The sequence below is a fragment of the Streptomyces sp. NPDC022910 genome (genome assembly GCF_055561075.1).
The window spans coordinates 14,235-32,953 of the sequence record NZ_JBVHHL010000042.1; the positions used below are offsets into that span (position 1 = coordinate 14,235).

Below are 18,719 nucleotides of genomic sequence, written 5' to 3' on the forward strand. Positions count from 1 at the left end.
CGTCACGCCTGGGGCACGTGTCTGCGCGCCCGCAGTGCCAGGCTCAGGGCGAGGACCGTCTGCGGGTCGTCGAGGTCCGTGCCCAGCAACTCCCCGATCCGGCCCAGCCGGTTGTAGAGCGTCTGCCGGTTCAGATGCAGCTCGCGGGCCGTCTCCGCCTTGCGGCCCGCATGCGCCAGATATGTCTCCAGCGTGGGCAGCAGCGGCGGCTTGGAGCGGTGGTCGTGGTCGCGCAGGGGACCGATTGCTCGGTCCACGAAGGCCGCCAGATCCGGGTGGTCGCGCAACCGCCACAGCAGCAGGTCGATGTCGAGGCGGCGCGCGTCGTACCAGGGGTGCTCCGGCAGACCCTGCGCCGCCGTCGCCGTCTCCGCAGCGTGCCGCAGTCCCGCCGACGCCGCGGCCCAGCCGCCCGCGACGCCGACCACCACGACCGGCGGCCGCACGCCCGGCCGCTGTATGCCGGCCCGCTCCACACCCGCACGCAGCGCCGCGGCCACCCGGTCGGCGACCGCCGAGCGCTCCGACTCCGAGCGCAGAGCCAGTAGCAGCGGCACCCGGCCCTCAACCGGCCGTACGCCCAGCAGGACCGGTACGCCCACCGAGGCGAGCTCCTCCGCGACCGCCCGCGCCAGGACCGCCCAGCCCCCGCCGCCCGGCGCGAGGCCGTCCGCGAGCCGCATCACCACCGGCAGCAGGGGGCCGGCGCCCGGCTTGAAGCCCAGCACCCGGGCCTGCGCGGGCGCGCCCTCGGCGGCGATACGGCCCTCGGCGAGGTCGGTGAGGAAGTCGCCGCGCCCCCGAGCCGCCAGCTCCTCCTCCTGCCGGGCCTGCATCAGGACCACGGCGAGGATGCCTGCGGCCCGCTCGGCGGCGATCCGGTGCACCGGCGCCACCGGCGCGCTCACCGGCAGCAACACCAGCCGGGCCCGTACGGAACCCGTGCCGGGGCCGCCGCCCGGCACGTCGACGAGGGTCGTCCCGGCCGGGGGCTCGTCCTTGTGCTGGCCGCGCAGACCCTCCCACACCTGGAGCGGGTCGGTGTCCGCGGGCCCGGTCCCGGCGGCGTACAGCAGCTGTCCGTCGGCGGTCTCCAGGAACACCGGATTGCCGCTGAAGTCGGCCAGGATGCCCAGGACCTGGGGCACCCCGCCCCCGCCGAGCAGCGCCTCGGTGCAGCGGCGGTGCACTTCCTCGGCCTGCTGGAGCAGCGCGTAGTGGCCGTTGACGATCTCGGTGTGGATCTCCTCGGTGACCGCCACGAACGGCACCTCGCGGTGCAGCTGGACGAGCGGAAGCCCGGCCGTGCGGGCCGTCTCGACGAGGGCGGCGGGCAGCCGGGTGAAGCGCGGTCCCAGCTCCACCACCAGGGCCGCGATACCGCGCTCGGCCAGGGTGCGGACGAACGCGCGCTGGTCGGCGGGGCGCGTGCCCAGACCGTAGCCCGTGGTCAGCAGCAGCTCGCCGCCCTTGAGCAGCGAGGCGATGTTCGGTACCTCACCCGCGTGCACCCAGCGCACCGTGCGCTGCAGCCGGTCCGAGCCGGCCAGCACCTCCGGCAGCCCACTGCGCAGCCCGGGCAGCTCCAGCGCCCGCTGTACGGTGATCCCGGCGCCCTGGGTGCCCTGGGGGTCGAAACGGCTGTCCATGCGGTGACGCTACCTGCGCGGACGCCCGGGGCGCACCGCCGGAGCCCGGTCAGGCGGGCGGGATGTTGTGGTTGTACCGGAACACGTTGTCCGGGTCGTACTGCCGCTTGATCCGCGCCAGCCGGTTGAAGTTCTCGGTGCCGAGGCCGGCCACCACCCGGTCCCTGCCCTCGTCCCCGATGAAGTTGAGGTAGACCGCGCCCGTGCGCCAGGGCCTGACGTCGGCGCGCACGTCCCCGACCCACTGCAGGGCCTGCTCGTCGTCCGCCGGATCCGCCCAGACGCCGAAGGGGTACACGGTCCAGGACGCGTCCCGGTAGGGGACGGGGTACCCGGCGGGCCCGGAGGCGATCGCGCCGCCCTGCGGGAACAGCACGTGCTGACACGAGCTGGGGACGGGCATCGAGGGAGCGCGGGCGCAGAAGATGTCGACCAGTTCGTCGGGCAGGGCGGTCAGATACTCGGCCGACCAGTAGTTCCGTAGCCCGGGTGGGTCGTCGAGCATGCACTGGACGTCGGCGTACGGCATCGCGGACACGACCTCGCACTCGTGCGGCAGCGCCAGCAGCGGTCGGGCGAGCTTGCGCAGGTCCTCCTCACCGCCCGTGTACGTGACCAGCGCGGCGCACAGCAGCGTCCCGACCAGATGTCGGGGGACGAACGGTTCGGGTGGGCCGGTCAGGTACAGCACGGCTCCGCCCATCTCCGGAGGGCCGGTGGCGATGATGTCGCGGTAGGTCCGAACCGCCTCCGGGCCCCTCTCGGGCAGGAACATGAGCAGGGCGATGGAGAACTCGGGCAGCTCGTGCAGTTTGAGCGTGAGCGCGGTGGCGACGCCGAAGTTCCCCCCGCCGCCGTGCAGCGCCCAGAACAGTTCGGGGTTCTCCTCGGCGGTCGCGAGCACCGTGGTGCCGTCCGCGGTCACCAGCTCGACATCGAGCAGGTTGTCGACGGCGAGACCGAAGGCCCGGTCCAGCCAGCCGTTGCCGCCGCCGAGCACGAAGCCGCCGACGCCGGTCGTGGAGACCCGGCCGCCGGTGGTGGCCAGACCGTGGAGCTGCGTGGCGCGGTCCAGATGGCTCATCACGGCGCCGCCCCCCACCCGTACCGACGCCGACCCGGGATGGACCGTGACCTCGTGCATCCGGCGCAGGTCCACCACCAGGCCGTTGTCGTTGAGCGCCATGCCCGCGACGCTGTGGCCGCCTCCACGGACGGCGATCCTGAGATCCAGGTCCCGGGCGAAGCGCACCGCCCGGACGACGTCGGCCTGCCCCTCGCACTGCGCGATCACCGCCGGGTGGCGGTCGATCAGCGCGTTGAAGACGGTGCGGGCCTCGTCATAGCCCGGGTCGCGGGGGGCGAAGACGTCGCCGGCCAGATCGGCGCGGAGCGCGTCGAGCGCCGCGCCCGCCTTCCCAAGGGGAGCCATGGCAGCCGCCCCCTTCCAGCGAGGGGACACCTCACGCCTCAGCCTAGGCGGGCACGGTGCACCGGTCCTGTTCGGCGGCGGTGCGCGGCAGGACCGGACTCAGCCGCCGTACGCGCCGGACGCCGTCAGACGCAGGGCGGTGTCGATCAGCGGGACGTGGCTGAACGCCTGCGGGAAGTTCCCGACCTGGCGCTGCAGACGCGGGTCCCACTCCTCTGCGAGCAGGCCCAGGTCGTTGCGTAGGGCGAGCAGCTTCTCGAAGAGCTTGCGGGCCTCGTCCACGCGGCCGATCATCGCCAGGTCGTCGGCCATCCAGAAGGAACAGGCGAGGAACGCGCCCTCGTCACCCGGCAGCCCGTCGACGCCCTCCTCCTCGCCCGAGGTCGGGTAACGCAGGATGAAGCCGTCGGTCGTGGACAGCTCGCGCTGGATCGCCTCGATCGTGCCGATCACCCGCTTGTCGTCCGGCGGCAGGAAGCCCATCTGCGGAATCAGCAGCAGCGAGGCGTCCAGCTCCCTGGAGCCGTACGACTGCGTGAAGGTGTTGCGCTCCTTGTCGTAGCCCTTCTCGCACACGTCCCGGTGGATGTCGTCGCGCAGCTCGCGCCACTTCTCCAGCGGGCCGTCCGCGTCCCCGGACTCGATTAGCTTGATGGTGCGGTCGACCGCGACCCAGGCCATGACCTTGGAGTGCACGAAGTGGCGGCGGGGGCCGCGCACCTCCCAGATGCCCTCGTCCGGCTCGTCCCAGTGCTGCTCCAGGTAGCGGATCAGCTTCAGCTGGAGCAGGGACGCGTAGTCGTTGCGCGCCAGGCCCGTCATGTGGGCCAGGTGCAGGGCCTCGGTGACCTCTCCGTACACGTCGAGCTGCAGCTGGTGCGCGGCGCCGTTGCCGACGCGCACCGGAGCCGAGTTCTCGTAGCCGGGCAGCCAGTCCAGCTCGGCCTCGCCCAGCTCCCGTTCCCCCGCGATGCCGTACATGATCTGGAGGTTCTCGGGATCGCCTGCGACGGCTCGCAGCAGCCACTCGCGCCAGGCGCGGGCCTCCTCGCGGTAACCGGTGCGCAGCAGCGAGGAGAGGGTGATCGCGGCGTCGCGCAGCCAGGTGTAGCGGTAGTCCCAGTTGCGCACGCCGCCGATCTCCTCCGGCAGGGAGGTCGTGGGCGCGGCCACGATGCCGCCCGTCGGCGCGTAGGTCAGGGCCTTGAGGGTGATCAACGAGCGGATGACGGCCTCGCGGTAGGGGCCGTGGTACGTACAGTGCTCCACCCACTCGCGCCAGAAGTCCTCGGTCGCCTCCAGCGACTGCTCGGGCTCCGGCATCGGAGGCGGCTCCTTGTGCGAGGGCTGCCACGAGATCGTGAACGCGATCCGGTCACCCGGTGCGACCGTGAAGTCCGCGTACGTGGTGAGTGCCCTGCCGTAGGTCTCGGCCTGTGTGTCGAACCACACGGAGTCGGGTCCGGCCACGGCCACCGTGCGGCCCTCGTGCTTGTGCACCCAGGGCACGACCCGCCCGTAGGAGAACCGCATGCGCAGCGCCGAGCGCATGGGTACCCGGCCCGTGACGCCTTCCACGATGCGGATGAGCTGAGGGGCGCCGTCACGCGGCGGCATGAAGTCGGTGATGCGGACCGTGCCGCGCGGAGTGTCCCACTCGGACTCGAGGATCAGCGACTCGCCGCGGTAGGACCGCCGGGTCGCCGTAGGCGGCTGGGCGTCCGACGCGTGGGCCGGGCCCAGGCGCCAGAAGCCGTGCTCCTCCGTGCCGAGCAGCCCTGCGAAGACGGCATGGGAGTCGAAACGGGGCAGACACAGCCAGTCCACGGTGCCGTCCCGGCAGACCAGCGCCGCGGTCTGCATGTCTCCGATGAGTGCGTAGTCTTCGATGCGCCCGGCCAATTGAACTCCAGTCGAACGGCCACGTCGCCCTCGGGGGGCGGTCGCTCTTGCGGTCATGGGGTCGGTGAGAAAGGCGTTGTTCACCGACCGATTCGAAAAAGAAGTAGTCGATGTTCAACGAACTGACGAGCTGTTGTTGTTCCGGTGACGGGCGGGGGTGGGCCCGTTTTCCGGTGTGCTCGGCAGCGAGTGTCCGAGCAGGATACGACGCACCTCCATGATCCGCGTGCCCCCCGGGACAACGCGAGTGCGCCGAACGAGTGGGGCACGGGTGACGGTCGCGCGTCCATGGTGACACGTGTGCGGAGCGTGGCCGGAAGCAGTCCCGTCCGGGCGCTGATACGCTGGTAGCCCGTGGACCGGTGGGCACGAAACCCCCGAACCGCAGCGACGGCAACCCCCGGAAACCCTTCGGAGGACCAGCCGCTCCGCACCCCAGACCGCGACCACGGGAGCCCCCTCTTGGCCATGCCGCCCGCTGCTTTTCGAAATAGCACAGCCACGACGACCAAGCACATCTTCGTCACCGGGGGTGTCGCCTCCTCGCTCGGCAAGGGCCTGACGGCGTCCAGCCTCGGCATGCTGCTCAAGGCGCGGGGCCTGCGCGTCGTCATGCAGAAGCTCGACCCGTATCTCAACGTGGATCCGGGCACCATGAACCCCTTCCAGCACGGTGAGGTCTTCGTCACCAATGACGGCGCCGAGACCGACCTGGACATCGGCCACTACGAGCGCTTCCTGGACCGCGATCTGGACGGCTCCGCCAACGTCACCACCGGGCAGGTCTACTCGACGGTGATCGCCAAGGAGCGGCGCGGCGAGTACCTGGGCGACACGGTGCAGGTCATCCCGCACATCACCAACGAGATCAAGCACCGCATCCGGCGCATGGCCACCGACGAGGTGGACGTCGTGATCACCGAGGTCGGCGGCACGGTCGGCGACATCGAGTCGCTGCCGTTCCTGGAGACCGTCCGCCAGGTCCGCCACGAGGTCGGCCGCGACAACGTCTTCGTGGTGCACATCTCACTGTTGCCGTACATCGGTCCCTCCGGCGAGCTGAAGACCAAGCCGACCCAGCACTCGGTCGCCGCCCTGCGCAACATCGGCATCCAGCCGGACGCGATCGTCCTGCGTTGCGACCGGGAGGTGCCGACCGCGATCAAGCGCAAGATCTCCCTGATGTGCGACGTCGACGAGGCCGCGGTCGTGGCCTGCCCCGATGCCCGCTCGATCTACGACATCCCGAAGGTCGTGCACTCCGAGGGCCTGGACGCCTACGTGGTCCGCAAGCTGGACCTGCCGTTCCGGGATGTGGACTGGACGACCTGGGACGACCTGCTCGACCGTGTCCACAACCCCGGGGACGAGGTCACCCTCGCCCTGGTCGGCAAGTACATCGACCTGCCCGACGCCTATCTCTCGGTGACCGAGGCGCTGCGCGCGGGCGGCTTCGCCAACAAGGCCCGGGTGAAGATCAAGTGGGTCACGTCCGACGACTGCAAGACCCCGGCGGGCGCCCAGAAACAGCTGTCCGACGTGGACGCGATCTGCATTCCCGGCGGCTTCGGCGACCGCGGTGTCTCCGGCAAGGTCGGCGCCATCCAGTACGCCCGCGAGAACAAGATCCCGCTGCTCGGCCTCTGTCTCGGCCTGCAGTGCATCGTGATCGAGGCGGCGCGCAACCTCGCCGACATCGCCGACGCGAACTCCACCGAGTTCGACGCGGCCACCGCCCATCCGGTCATCTCCACCATGGCCGAGCAGCTGGACATCGTGGCGGGTGAGGGCGACATGGGCGGAACGATGCGCCTGGGCATGTACCCCGCCAAGCTGGCCGACGGCTCGATCGTGCGTGAGGTGTACGACGGCAAGGAGTACGTCGAGGAACGCCACCGCCACCGCTACGAGGTGAACAACGCCTACCGCGCCGAGCTGGAGAAGAAGGCGGGCATCGTGTTCTCCGGCACGTCGCCGGACGGCAAGCTCGTGGAGTACGTCGAGTACCCGCGCGAAGTGCACCCTTACCTGGTGGCGACGCAGGCGCACCCGGAGCTGCGCTCCCGCCCGACCCGGCCGCACCCGTTGTTCGCCGGTCTGGTGAAGGCGGCCGTGGAGCGCAAGAACGGCCAGAACGGCAAGTAACACAAGAGCTGTACGGTGGCCGGGGTACGCGTCCTGAAGGAGGCGTACCCCGGTTTTGTGCAAGGGCGTGGGAGGAACAGGGCGACATGACGATCAAGGCCGCGAATCTGGTCGACATCCCCGAGGCGTGGGAGGTCAGGGCGAGCGAGACCCCGTTCGTCGGCAAGAAGACCTCGGTCCGCGCCGAGGACGTGGTCATGCCCGACGGCTCGGTCGCACGCCGCGACTACCAGGTCCACCCCGGTTCGGTGGCCGTCCTCGCCCTCGACGACGAGGGCCGGGTCCTTGTCCTGCGCCAGTACCGCCATCCGGTGCGTCACAAGCTCTGGGAGATCCCTGCCGGGCTCCTCGACGTCCCCGGCGAGAACCCGCTGCACGCCGCCCAGCGTGAGCTGTACGAGGAGGCGCACGTCAAGGCCGAGGACTGGCGGGTGCTGACCGACGTCTACACCACGCCCGGAGGCTGCGACGAGGCGGTGCGCGTCTTCCTCGCCCGCGATCTGTCCGAGGCCGAGGGGCAGCGCTTCGAGGTGGAGGACGAGGAGGCCGACATGGAGCTGGCCCGGGTGCCGGTCGAGGAGCTCGTACGGGGTGTGCTGGCCGGCGACCTGCACAACAACTGCCTCGTCGTCGGCGTCCTCTCGCTGGTCGCCGCGCGCAGCGGCGACGGTCTGGACGCCCTGCGCCCGGCCGAGGCGCCCTGGCCGGCGCGGCCGTTCGAGGCCTGAACGAAGCGTGACCACGGGTGAGGCGCGCTCGCTCGCGGGCCTCACGCCCCTCCGATACTCCCGGTCGTACCATCGGCTGATCCGATCGGGGGATGTGTCCGCCGTGCTCCACCGGGATCGTCGCAGAGCGTGAACTAGGCTCTGGGAACGACCCGCCCAAGGCCCGGCGGGCCCGTGTGCGCAGTGGGACGGGAGCGTGGCCCGTGGCGGATCAGGCGGTGGACACACACGGCGTCGAGCTGTCGGAGGACAACCGGCTTCCCGTCGCCGCAGCCGGTCAGTTCCTCGGCCGCACACGGGAGTTGAAGGAACTCCTGCTCGACATCGAGCGCGCGGGCCTCGACACCCTCTCCGGCCGCAAGGCGCCCCGCGCCCGTGTGCTGCTCATCGCGGGCCGACCCGGTTTCGGCCGAACGGCGCTCGCCGAGGAGCTGGTGCGCCAGGTCGCACACCGTTACGAGAACGGCGTGCTCCGCGCCCGCCTGAGCGAGCCCGACGGCACACCCGTACCGACCGGGACCACCGCCCGCGAGCTGCTGACCGCCCTCGACCTGCCCACCCCGGCCGGCGCCGCCGAGGACGAGCTGGGCCAGGCGGTGCGCGAGGGTCTGGCGGGACGTCGCGCGCTGCTCGTGCTGGACGACGCAGTGTCGGCCGAGCAGGTCGACGCGCTGCTGCCCGACACGCCGGACTGCCTCGTCGTCGCCGTCTCCGAGGGCCCGTTGACCGGAATCGCGGACGTGCGCCCCTGCACCCTGGGCGGCCTCGACACCAAGTCCGCCCTGGAACTGCTCACCCGGTACACCGGATCGGTGCGCGTCACCGTCGATCCGCTCGCCGCCGAGGCGCTCGTCGAGGAGTGCGCCGGCCAGCCCGCCGCGCTGGTCCTGGCCGGCGGCTGGCTGGCCGCCCGCCCCAAGGCCGGCGTGGCCGACCTCGTCAAGCAGCTGCGCACCAGGGGTGACGACGGGCCGCCGCCGGCCCGGGTCTTCCGGCTGGCGTACGCGGGGCTGCCGGGCGCCGCCCAGCGGATGCTGCGCCTGCTCTCCCTGGCACCCGCCGGCCTCGTGGACCCGCACACCGCCTCGGCGCTGGCCGGCTGCTCGGTGGAGGAGGCCGGCACCGTCCTCGACGACTTCGCGGCCTTCGGCTTCCTGCGGCGCCTCGCCTCGTCCCCGCCGCAGTACGGAGTACCCGGCTGTCTGCTGCCGCTGCTGCGTACCCTCACCCAGAGCCAGGACCGCCCGGCCGAGCTGCAGCTGGCCCGCGCGCGGATGCTGGAGCGGACCGTACGGCTGCTCCAGTCCTGCCGTGCGATCACCGAGACCGACAGTTCGCAGGCCCGGGAGAAGCTGGCCGGGCTGCCCAAGGCCCTGCGCTTCCCGAGTCCCCGGGCGGCCGAGGACTGGCTGCGCACCCGGCAGCCGGCTCTGCTGGCCGCCGCCCGGCTCGCCGTCGCCGACGGTGAGCTGGACACGCTGGCCCGGCGTCTCATGGCCGCGCTGGTGAGGGCCATGGTCGCGCATTTCGGCACCCGGGCGGCCGCGCCCGAGCTGTACGGCATCCACGGTCTCGTCCTCGACATCGCCGAGCGCCGCGACCTGCCCCGCGAGCAGGCGGCGGCCCTGCTGAACCTCGCGGACCTGGACGCGCAGACCGGCCGTACGACAGAGGCGCTGGCGCGCTACCGGGCCGCGCTGGACGCCGGACGGCGGGCGGAGGACCCGTATGCGACGGGCCGCGCGATGGAATCCGTAGGCGGCGCCCACCAGGAGCTGGGTGACTACGACCGGGCCGCCGACTGGTTCGGCCGGGCGCTCGCCCAGCGGCTCGCCCGCGACGAGAGCGCGGACGCCGCGCGGCTCTACGGCCGCATCGCCACCGTCCACACGTACGCCGGCCGCTACGGCGAGGCGCTGCGCAACTGGCGCGCGGCGGTGGCGGGCCACCGCAGGAACGGCGATGTGGCCGCCCACGCACGGGCCTTGAGCGAGCTGGCCCGGGTCCAGGAGTACGCCGGCCGTCCCGAGGAATCCCTGCGCACCTGCCAGGAGGCGGTCGAGTGGGCGCGGCGCGCGGAGGATGCGCGGCTGCAGGCGGCACTACAGCTCAGGCTGGCCGACACGCTGGACCACCTCGGCGACCCGGCGGCCGCGCGACTGCACCGCGGGGCGGCCGAGCGCATGCTGGGTGATGAGCGCCAGGAGAACGCAGAGACGCCGGAACAAGGTGCTAACACCTGCGAAATCCGCAGTACGTCCGCTGAAGATTGATGCAATGAAAGGCTAGACAGCGGGAACGCCTTCATTAGACTGGCTCTGCCGCACGTTCTCCTGCGGTGTCCCCCGATGTGCCCCTGCACGTCCGGGTATGTAGCTCAATGCCCCACATTCTCTGAGTCAAGGACCGTGATCGACGTGAAGGTCGGCATCCCCCGCGAGGTCAAGAACAACGAGTTCCGGGTGGCCATCACCCCCGCCGGCGTGCACGAGCTGGTGCGCAACGGCCACCAGGTCGTCGTCGAGCGGAACGCCGGTGTCGGCTCCTCGATCCCGGACGACGAGTACATCGCCGCCGGCGCGCGGATCCTTGAGACCGCCGACGAGGTCTGGGCCACGGCCGACCTGCTGCTGAAGGTCAAGGAGCCCGTGGCCGAGGAGTACCACCGCCTCCGCAAGGACCAGATCCTCTTCACCTACCTGCACCTGGCCGCCTCCAAGGAGTGCACGGACGCCCTCCTGGAGTCCGGCACCACGGCCATCGCGTACGAGACGGTCGAGCTGCCGAACCGCGCGCTCCCGCTGCTCGCCCCCATGTCGGAGGTCGCGGGCCGGTTGGCCCCGCAGGTCGGCGCCTACCATCTGATGGCCGCGAACGGCGGTCGCGGTGTGCTGCCGGGCGGTGTCCCGGGCGTGCCGGCCGGCAAGGCCGTCATCATCGGCGGTGGCGTCTCGGGCTGGAACGCCGCGCAGATCGCGATCGGCCTGGGCTTCCACGTCACCCTCCTCGACAGGGACATCAACAAGCTCAAGGAGGCGGACAAGATCTTCGGCACGAAGATCCAGACCGTCGTCTCCAACGCCTTCGAGCTGGAGAAGGCGTGCCTCGACGCCGACCTCGTCGTCGGCGCCGTCCTCATCCCGGGCGCCAAGGCCCCGAAGCTGGTCACCAACGAGCTGGTCTCCCGGATGAAGGCGGGAAGTGTCCTTGTCGACATTGCGATCGACCAGGGCGGCTGCTTCGAGGACTCCCGTCCGACCACGCACGCCCAGCCGACCTTCAAGGTCCACGAGTCGGTCTTCTACTGCGTCGCCAACATGCCCGGCGCCGTCCCCAACACCTCGACCTACGCGCTGACCAACGCCACGCTGCCCTACATCGTGGAGCTCGCCAACCGTGGCTGGGTCGAGGCGCTGCGCCGCGACGCCGCGCTGGCCAAGGGCCTCAACACCCATGACGGCAAGGTGGTTTACAAGGAGGTCGCCGAGGCGCACGGCCTGGAGCACGTGGAGCTGGAGTCCCTGCTCGGCTGAGCCGGCCCAGGTCCGGGTCCGATTTCCCGGCGCCACAAGGCGATAGGTCAACTCACTCGTCAACAGCGAACACCTGGCCGGACCTTGCCCGACAAGGTCCGGCCGGGTGTGTGTATGGTCACTTTGCGACACTCGTTCAACTCGCCTCGAACGCAACCCTTCAACCGTTTCGCACACCGGTGAAACCTGGCGAACGGTGCCCGGACACCCTTGACAGCGGGATGTTTCATTGCCGACACATCGGGCCGGGTCCGGCGGATTGTGTTGCTGCGGACCGCCGACACGCCATAGAGTCGCCAACCGTCGGCATGGTGCCACGCTGACCTATCTAGAAGTTTCCTGGTCACCAAGGAGGTAAGACGACTTGTGAATGAGTCGACATTTACTCCCGGGGGTGGTCAACCAGGAATGCCTGCGCGGGGCACGGGCCCCACGGGGCTCGAGGCTGTCGGCTCCGTCGCTGTCCGTACCTTCGCAGCCCACCAGAGCCAGAGTCCCCATCTGGCTCCGACAGCACACCAGAGCATGGATGGCCAACACGTGAACGCCATGGCCGGCAACGGGAGGGGCGAGGTTCACAACCACTTCGCCGACTACGACGAACTGCCCGAGGGGCACTTCTACGATCCCGACGCCGAATACGAGCCCGACCCCGAGTACGCGGCCACGCTCGCGCCCGACGCGGCCCGCCAGCGTCGTGAACGCATCGGCCCGACCGGCCGGCCGCTGCCGTACTTCCCGATCCCGGGCCCGCTGACCGACCACGGCCCCGCGAAGATCATCGCGATGTGCAACCAGAAGGGCGGCGTCGGCAAGACGACGTCGACCATCAACCTGGGCGCCGCGCTCGCGGAGTACGGGCGCAGGGTGCTCCTTGTCGACTTCGACCCGCAGGGCGCGCTGTCCGTGGGCCTCGGTGTCAACCCCATGGAGCTCGACCTCACCGTGTACAACCTGCTCATGGAGCGGGGCATGTCCGCGGACGAGGTCCTGCTGAAGACCGCGGTCCCCAACATGGACCTGCTGCCGAGCAACATCGACCTGTCGGCGGCCGAGGTCCAGCTGGTGTCCGAGGTCGCGCGCGAGTCGACGCTCCAGCGGGCCCTCAAGCCGCTGATGCCCGACTACGACTACATCGTGATCGACTGTCAGCCCTCGCTCGGTCTGCTCACCGTGAACGCGCTCACCGCCGCGCACAAGGTGATCGTGCCGCTGGAGTGCGAGTTCTTCGCGTTGCGCGGTGTCGCGCTGCTCACCGAGACCATCGAGAAGGTCCAGGAGCGGCTCAACCCGGAGCTGGAGCTCGACGGCATCCTCGCCACGATGTACGACTCACGGACCGTGCACAGCCGTGAGGTCCTCGCGCGTGTCGTCGAGGCGTTCGACGACCACGTCTACCACACGGTGATCGGCCGGACCGTGCGCTTCCCGGAGACCACGGTCGCCGGTGAGCCGATCACCACGTACGCCTCCAACTCCGTCGGCGCCGCCGCCTATCGCCAGCTCGCCAGGGAGGTGCTCGCCCGGTGTCACGCCGAGTGAGTCTGCCGGGGGCCGACGAGCTGTTCCGTACCACCGGGGGAATGGCGCTCCAGGCGTCCACTCCCAGGCGCCAGGCCAACGGCGAGGCCCGGGTGCCGGCTCCCGCGGGCGAGAGCGACGCGACGGCAGCGGGGGAGGACGCACCGCCGTCGGTGCCCGTGCAGGGCGGCGACGGGGAGGGCGACGAGCACGTCGCGGCCGACGTGACCGAGGCGGAGGCGGGGGAGTCCCGCACGCGGTCCACGACCGCGGAGCGGTCTGGGCGGCGCCAGGCTCCGCAGGAAGGTTCTGCCGCGGCCCAGCCGCGCAAGCGGGGGCGTGCGGGCGGGCGGCGGCCCAGCGGGCGCGAGCGGCACGACGAGAAGATCACCGTGTATGTGTCCGCGGAGGAGCTGATGGACCTCGAGCACGCGCGTCTCGTGCTCCGGGGTGAGCACGGGCTCGCGGTCGACCGTGGGCGGATCGTGCGTGAGGCGGTGGCCGTGGTGCTCGCGGATCTGGAGTCCCGGGGGGACGCCAGCATCCTCGTGCGTCGGCTGCGGGGGCGGTAAGCAGGTAGCCTGCGACGGCTATGACCTCGTACGACGGCACCGCTCCCGCCACCGGCTCGGCCGGCCGTCGGCGTGCGCTGGGGCGCGGGCCCCGGGCCGCGCCGATTGCTCCGACCGCGCCTCCCACCGAGGCGGAGCCCCCGGAAGAGCCACCGCTCGTAGCCGAGCCCGAGCCCACTCCCGCGGTCACGCCCGAGCCGGAGTCCGAGGCCACTCCCGCGGTCACGCCCGAGCCGGAGTCCGCGTCCGAATCCGCGTCTGAGCCCGAGCTCGCGTACGCGTCCACGCCCGTGCCCGCGGTGGCGCCTGCGTCCAAGCCCGCGGCCAGGCCTGTGCCTGAGCCCGTGGCCACGCCCGCGTCCGATCCTGTGGCGATGCCCAGGCATGTGCCCGCGTCCAAGCCCGCGGTCAGGCCCGCGTCCGATTCCGTGGCGATGCCCGCGTCCAAGCCCGCGCGTGAGCCCGCGGTCAGGCCCGCGCCTGGGCACGCGGTCACGCCCGCGTCCAAGCCCGCGCGTGAGCCCGCGGTCAGGCCCGCGCCCGCCCCCGTGGGCATGCCTGAGCCTGAGCCCGCGGCCATGTCCCACACCGCGGCCGCGCTCGAGCCGGCAGCTGCCCCGGAATCCGCGTCCGAGCCCGGCGCCGCGGTCGAGGAGCGCGAGGTCGGGGTGGAACCCGTGGCCGGGGAATCCGGAGTTCCGGCCGAGCCCGGTGACGGTGTCTTCAAGGTCCGGCTCGCCAACTTCGAGGGTCCCTTCGACCTCCTCCTCCAGCTGATCTCGAAGCACAAACTCGACGTCACCGAGGTCGCGTTGTCCAAGGTGACCGATGAGTTCATGGCACACATCCGGGCCATGGGGCCGGACTGGGACCTCGACCAGACGACCGAGTTCCTCGTCGTCGCCGCGACCCTGCTCGACCTCAAGGCGGCGCGGCTGCTGCCCGCCGCGGAGGTCGAGGACGAGGCGGACCTCGCGCTGCTGGAAGCCCGGGACCTGCTGTTCGCACGGCTCCTCCAGTACCGCGCCTACAAGCAGATCGCCGATATCTTCAACCGGCGCACCGACGACGAGGCCCGGCGTTATCCCCGTACCGTCGGCCTCGAACCCCATCACGCCGAGCTGCTGCCCGAGGTGGTCATCAGCATCGGACCCGAGGGGTTCGCCCGGCTCGCGGTCAAGGCGATGCAGCCCAAGCCCAAGCCGCAGGTGTACGTCGACCACATCCACGCCCCGCTGGTCTCCGTGCAGGAGCAGGCCGGAATCGTGGTCGCGCGGCTGCGGGAACTCGGCGAGGCCAGCTTCCGTGTGCTCGTGGCGGACACCGACGACACCCTCACGGTCGTGGCGCGGTTCCTCGCGCTGCTGGAGCTGTACCGAGAGAAGGCCGTGGCGCTGGAGCAGGAAGCCGCCCTCGGCGAGCTGATGGTGCGCTGGACCGGCGGGTACGGGAACGAGGAGCCCGTGGTGACGGACGAGTTCGACCGGCCGCCCGAGGAGCCCAAGGAGGAGAAGAAGGCATGAGCGAGGACACCATCGACGTACCGGCGGGGCTGAGCACCGTCGCCGACCTCGACCTCAAGCCCGCCCTGGAGGCCGTCCTCATGGTCGTGGACGAGCCCGCCACCGAGGAGCACCTGGCGAAGATCCTGGAGCGGCCCCGGCGGCAGATCGGCGACGCACTGCGCGAGCTCGCCGACGAGTACACCGTGCAGGGCCGTGGCTTCGAGCTGCGGTTCGTGGCGGGCGGCTGGCGCTTCTACACGCGGGCCGCCTATGCCTCCGCCGTCGAGCGCTTCGTGCTCGACGGCCAGCAGGCCCGGCTCACCCAGGCCGCCCTGGAGACCCTGGCCGTGGTCGCGTACCGTCAGCCGGTCAGCCGCAGCCGCGTCTCGGCGGTCCGCGGAGTCAACTGCGACGGGGTCATGCGCACCCTCCTCCAGCGCGGTCTGGTCGAGGAGGCGGGCACGGAACCCGAAACAGGTGCGATCCTGTACAGGACGACGAACTACTTCCTGGAGCGGATGGGCCTGCGTGGCCTGGACGAGCTTCCGGAACTCGCGCCCTTCCTCCCGGAGGCGGAGGCGATCGAGGCCGAGACCCAGGAGGGCGTTCCGTCGTTCGACCCGGACGCTCCCGATGCTCCGGGCGCGGACGACGATCACACGACGAACACGACGACGGAACTTTGATGCGAAGCAGCGGCAGCGGCAAGAGCGGCGGGCGCGGTAACTACCGCGGTGCCGGCAACAACAGGGACGACCGGCAGGGCCAGGGTCGCCCCCGCAAGCCCCGCCCCGAGGAGCGCCGCTACGACGTGGGCCCCGGCGCCTCGCAGGACGGCCCCAAGTCCGGGCGCGGCACGAGCGCGCGCGGTGGCGCCAAGGGCGGCCCCAAGCAGTCCCAGCAGGGTGGTCGCGGGCGTACGGCGCCCGCGCGCTCCCGTGAGTACGAGGCCCGGGCCGAGGAGCGCAACCGCGAGCGGTACGCCGGCAAGAAGGACCTCAAGCTGCCGAAGACCTTTCCGGGGGCCGAGCAGGAGGGCGAGCGGCTGCAGAAGGTGCTCGCGCGTGCGGGCTACGGCTCCCGGAGGGCCTGCGAGGAGCTGATCGAGCAGGCCAGGGTCGAGGTCAACGGTGAGATCGTGACCGAGCAGGGGACGCGGGTCGACCCGGAGAAGGACGAGATCCGGGTCGACGGGCTGACCGTGGCCACGCAGTCGTACCAGTTCTTCTCGCTCAACAAGCCGGCCGGTGTCGTCTCCACCATGGAGGACCCGGAGGGGCGCCAGTGCCTCGGTGACTACGTCACCAACCGCGAGACCCGCCTGTTCCACGTCGGCCGGCTCGACACCGAGACCGAGGGCGTCATCCTGCTCACCAACCACGGCGAGCTGGCGCACCGGCTGACCCACCCCAAGTACGGCGTGAAGAAGACCTACCTCGCGCACATCGTGGGCCCGATCCCGCGTGACCTCGGCAAGAAGCTCAAGGACGGCATCCAGCTGGAGGACGGGTACGCGCGCGCGGACCACTTCCGGGTGGTCGAGCAGACCGGCAAGAACTACCTCGTCGAGGTGACCCTGCACGAGGGCCGCAAGCACATCGTGCGCCGCATGCTCGCCGAGGCCGGCTTCCCCGTCGACAAGCTGGTGCGCACCGCCTTCGGCCCGATCACCCTCGGCGACCAGAAGTCGGGCTGGCTGCGCCGGCTGTCGAACACCGAGGTCGGGATGCTGATGAAGGAGGTCGACCTCTAGGCGCTCCCTCTCCGGGCGCGCCTCTGGCTCGTCGAGGCGGCCGGTTCCCGTGGTGACGGGAGCCGGTCGTCTTCTTGTGCGCTGCCACCGCCGCCGTTTATAGTCACAACGACTATTAAGGGGGTGGGGACATGGGGAGCGCGCAGGGCTACGACAAGTACGCCTTCGAACCCTTCGCCGTCACCGTCGACCTGGCCGTCCTCACCGTTCGGGCCGGCGCGCTGCACGTGCTGCTCGTCGAGCGCGGCCAAGACCCCTACGCGGGCCGCTGGGCGCTCCCTGGCGGCTTCGTGCGGCCCGAGGAGTCCGCGGAGGAGGCGGCCCGGCGGGAACTCGGCGAGGAGACCGGTCTGACGGACGTCTCCGGACTCCACCTGGAGCAGCTGCGGACCTACAGCGCCCCCGACCGCGACCCACGTATGCGGGTCGTCTCCGTCGCCTTCGCCGCGCTCCTCCCCGACCCTCCCGAGCCGCACGGCGGCGGTGACGCGGCGCAGGCCCGCTGGCTGCCCTACGACACCGCCGAGCCGCTCGCCTTCGACCACGACCGGATCCTCGCCGACGCCCATGAACGCGTCGGCGCCAAGCTCGAGTACACCTGTCTCGCCACGGCCTTCTGCCCGCCGGAGTTCACGCTGGGCGAGCTGCAGCAGGTCTACGAGACCGTGTGGGGCACCGCACTCGACCGTCCCAACTTCCGGCGCAAGGTCCTCGCCACCCCCGGCTTCGTCGAACCGGTCACGGGCGCCGCCCGGCTGACCGGCGGTCGCGGCAAGCCCGCCGCGCTCTACCGCGCGGGCGGCGCCACCGCCCTGCACCCGCCCCTGCTTCGCCCCGCCACGGAAGGACGGCCCTCATGACCACCACGGCCCTCGCCAAGCACGCCGCCACCGGATCCCTGATCGGGCTCGCCCTCGGCGACGCGCTCGGTTTCCCGACCGAGTTCAACGACGTGCCGTCGATCCTGGCCAAGTTCGGGCCGTGGCGGGAGATGGAGCTGCCGAGGCCGGCGATCGTCACCGACGACACCCAGATGACGCTGGCGCTCGGGCGCGGGCTGCGCACGGCCATGGACCGTGGTGTGCTGGCGCCGAAGCGGATGGAACGGCCGGTGCGCGAGGAGTTCGTCGACTGGTACCACTCACCGGACAACAACCGGGCGCCCGGCCGGACCTGCCTGGTCGCCTGCAACCTGCTGAAGGACGAGGACCGTCCCTGGCAGCAGGCCAGCCAGATCGACTCCAAGGGCTGCGGGGCCAACATGCGGGTCGCGCCCGTCGGGCTGGTGCCGGGGCTGAGCGACGAACAGCGGGCCGGTGCCGCCCAGTTGCAGGCCGCGCTCACGCACGGACACCCCACGGCGCTCGCCGCCTCCGATCTCACGGCCCACGCGATACGCCTTCTGATGCAGGGCGCCGAGCCGACCGGCCTGGTGGGACTGCTGCGCTCGTACGCCCACGAGAACCGCAGCCGCTACCACGACGAGTGGCTCGGCGATCTGTGGACCCACGCACAGGACCCCACGCCGGAGCACTTCATCGCGCGCGGCTGGGACGAGTGCCTTGAGATCCTCGAACGCCTCCGGACGGCCGAACGGACCGTCTCGCCCGAGACCGACCCATGTCTGGCGACCGGTGAGGGATGGATCGCGGAGGAGGCCCTCGCCACCGGTCTGCTGTGCTTCCTGCTCTTCCCGAACGAGCCCGTCACCGCCCTGCGCCGGGCCGCCTGCACCTCCGGGGACTCCGACTCGATCGCCTGCCTCACGGGCGCCTTCGCGGGCGCTCACCTCGGCGCCGACGCCTGGCCTCGGGAGTGGGCGGACCGCATCGAGTACGGGAGCGAGCTGCAGGCGCTCGGGGCGCTCTGGGACGTGTGAGCCCCGCTCACGTCGGGTGCTGCCGTCTCGCCAGACGGGCGACGCGCACCCGCGCGTTCCGGGCTGACTACCCTGGTGTGACCAGACGTTTCCGTGCATC

At 71.3% G+C, this 18,719-nt stretch carries 14 protein-coding genes; 11 read left to right on the plus strand and 3 right to left on the minus strand.

Annotated elements, in window-relative coordinates:
* Positions 1-2: 2 nt before the first annotated feature.
* From ACZ3TS_RS30410 to ACZ3TS_RS30420, 3 genes are all read right to left on the minus strand, one after another.
* Entirely contained in the window at positions 3-1,649 is a 1,647-nt protein-coding gene (locus ACZ3TS_RS30410) for a PucR family transcriptional regulator (RefSeq protein WP_467624206.1), read from the minus strand.
* Positions 1,650-1,698: 49 nt separating this feature from the next.
* Positions 1,699-3,081, minus strand: coding sequence for an FAD-binding oxidoreductase (locus tag ACZ3TS_RS30415; protein ID WP_467624207.1), 1,383 nt, complete (start codon positions 3,079-3,081; stop codon positions 1,699-1,701).
* 99 nt (positions 3,082-3,180) lie between these two features.
* Complete coding sequence (locus tag ACZ3TS_RS30420) at positions 3,181-4,983, minus strand: glycoside hydrolase family 15 protein (protein WP_467624209.1); 1,803 nt, start codon at positions 4,981-4,983, stop codon at positions 3,181-3,183.
* Positions 4,984-5,451: 468 nt separating this feature from the next.
* Here ACZ3TS_RS30420 and ACZ3TS_RS30425 point away from each other — a divergent pair, with 468 nt between their 5' ends.
* From ACZ3TS_RS30425 to ACZ3TS_RS30475, 11 genes are all read left to right on the plus strand, one after another.
* A complete protein-coding gene (locus ACZ3TS_RS30425) occupies positions 5,452-7,128 on the plus strand; it encodes a CTP synthase (RefSeq protein WP_467624280.1) in 1,677 nt (558 codons plus the stop codon).
* A gap of 86 nt (positions 7,129-7,214) precedes the next feature.
* Complete coding sequence (locus ACZ3TS_RS30430) at positions 7,215-7,856, plus strand: NUDIX domain-containing protein (protein ID WP_467624212.1); 642 nt, start codon at positions 7,215-7,217, stop codon at positions 7,854-7,856.
* Positions 7,857-8,059: 203 nt separating this feature from the next.
* Positions 8,060-10,129 carry a tetratricopeptide repeat protein gene (locus ACZ3TS_RS30435; RefSeq protein ID WP_467624214.1) on the plus strand — a complete coding sequence of 690 codons (2,070 nt, stop codon included), beginning with the start codon at positions 8,060-8,062 and terminating at the stop codon, positions 10,127-10,129.
* Positions 10,130-10,264: 135 nt separating this feature from the next.
* Positions 10,265-11,389, plus strand: coding sequence for an alanine dehydrogenase (gene ald, locus ACZ3TS_RS30440; protein WP_467624215.1), 1,125 nt, complete (start codon positions 10,265-10,267; stop codon positions 11,387-11,389).
* 408 nt (positions 11,390-11,797) lie between these two features.
* The gene (locus tag ACZ3TS_RS30445) at positions 11,798-12,931 is read left to right on the plus strand and encodes a ParA family protein (protein WP_467624218.1); all 1,134 of its coding nucleotides are present in this window, start codon (positions 11,798-11,800) and stop codon (positions 12,929-12,931) included.
* Entirely contained in the window at positions 12,916-13,482 is a 567-nt protein-coding gene (locus ACZ3TS_RS30450; RefSeq protein ID WP_467624219.1) for a hypothetical protein, read from the plus strand. The genes ACZ3TS_RS30445 and ACZ3TS_RS30450 overlap by 16 nt, the downstream gene beginning before the upstream one ends.
* Positions 13,483-13,916: 434 nt before the next feature.
* Positions 13,917-15,005: a segregation and condensation protein A gene (locus tag ACZ3TS_RS30455; protein WP_467624283.1), complete on the plus strand. Its 1,089-nt coding sequence runs from the start codon at positions 13,917-13,919 to the stop codon at positions 15,003-15,005.
* A complete protein-coding gene (gene scpB / locus ACZ3TS_RS30460; RefSeq protein WP_467624220.1) occupies positions 15,002-15,673 on the plus strand; it encodes an SMC-Scp complex subunit ScpB in 672 nt (223 codons plus the stop codon). The genes ACZ3TS_RS30455 and scpB overlap by 4 nt, the downstream gene beginning before the upstream one ends.
* The gene (locus tag ACZ3TS_RS30465) at positions 15,673-16,740 is read left to right on the plus strand and encodes a pseudouridine synthase (protein WP_467624222.1); all 1,068 of its coding nucleotides are present in this window, start codon (positions 15,673-15,675) and stop codon (positions 16,738-16,740) included. The genes scpB and ACZ3TS_RS30465 overlap by 1 nt, the downstream gene beginning before the upstream one ends.
* A gap of 131 nt (positions 16,741-16,871) precedes the next feature.
* Positions 16,872-17,600, plus strand: coding sequence for an NUDIX hydrolase (locus ACZ3TS_RS30470; RefSeq protein WP_467624223.1), 729 nt, complete (start codon positions 16,872-16,874; stop codon positions 17,598-17,600).
* Positions 17,597-18,619: an ADP-ribosylglycohydrolase family protein gene (locus ACZ3TS_RS30475; protein WP_467624225.1), complete on the plus strand. Its 1,023-nt coding sequence runs from the start codon at positions 17,597-17,599 to the stop codon at positions 18,617-18,619. Before ACZ3TS_RS30470 ends, ACZ3TS_RS30475 begins: the two co-directional genes overlap by 4 nt.
* The last annotated feature ends 100 nt before the right edge of the window (positions 18,620-18,719 follow it).

Excerpts from the sequence above, each read along its gene's own strand:
- ACZ3TS_RS30410 (WP_467624206.1), bottom strand. The coding sequence starts at position 1,649 with ATGGACAGCCGTTTCGACCCCCAGGGCACCCAGGGCGCCGGGATCACC.
- ACZ3TS_RS30415 (WP_467624207.1), bottom strand. The coding sequence starts at position 3,081 with ATGGCTCCCCTTGGGAAGGCGGGCGCGGCGCTCGACGCGCTCCGCGCC.
- ACZ3TS_RS30425 (WP_467624280.1), top strand. The coding sequence starts at position 5,452 with ATGCCGCCCGCTGCTTTTCGAAATAGCACAGCCACGACGACCAAGCAC.
- ACZ3TS_RS30430 (WP_467624212.1), top strand. The coding sequence starts at position 7,215 with ATGACGATCAAGGCCGCGAATCTGGTCGACATCCCCGAGGCGTGGGAG.
- ACZ3TS_RS30445 (WP_467624218.1), top strand. The coding sequence starts at position 11,798 with ATGCCTGCGCGGGGCACGGGCCCCACGGGGCTCGAGGCTGTCGGCTCC.
- ACZ3TS_RS30455 (WP_467624283.1), top strand. The coding sequence starts at position 13,917 with ATGCCCGCGTCCAAGCCCGCGCGTGAGCCCGCGGTCAGGCCCGCGCCT.
- scpB (WP_467624220.1), top strand. The coding sequence starts at position 15,002 with ATGAGCGAGGACACCATCGACGTACCGGCGGGGCTGAGCACCGTCGCC.
- ACZ3TS_RS30465 (WP_467624222.1), top strand. The coding sequence starts at position 15,673 with ATGCGAAGCAGCGGCAGCGGCAAGAGCGGCGGGCGCGGTAACTACCGC.
- ACZ3TS_RS30470 (WP_467624223.1), top strand. The coding sequence starts at position 16,872 with ATGGGGAGCGCGCAGGGCTACGACAAGTACGCCTTCGAACCCTTCGCC.
- ACZ3TS_RS30475 (WP_467624225.1), top strand. The coding sequence starts at position 17,597 with ATGACCACCACGGCCCTCGCCAAGCACGCCGCCACCGGATCCCTGATC.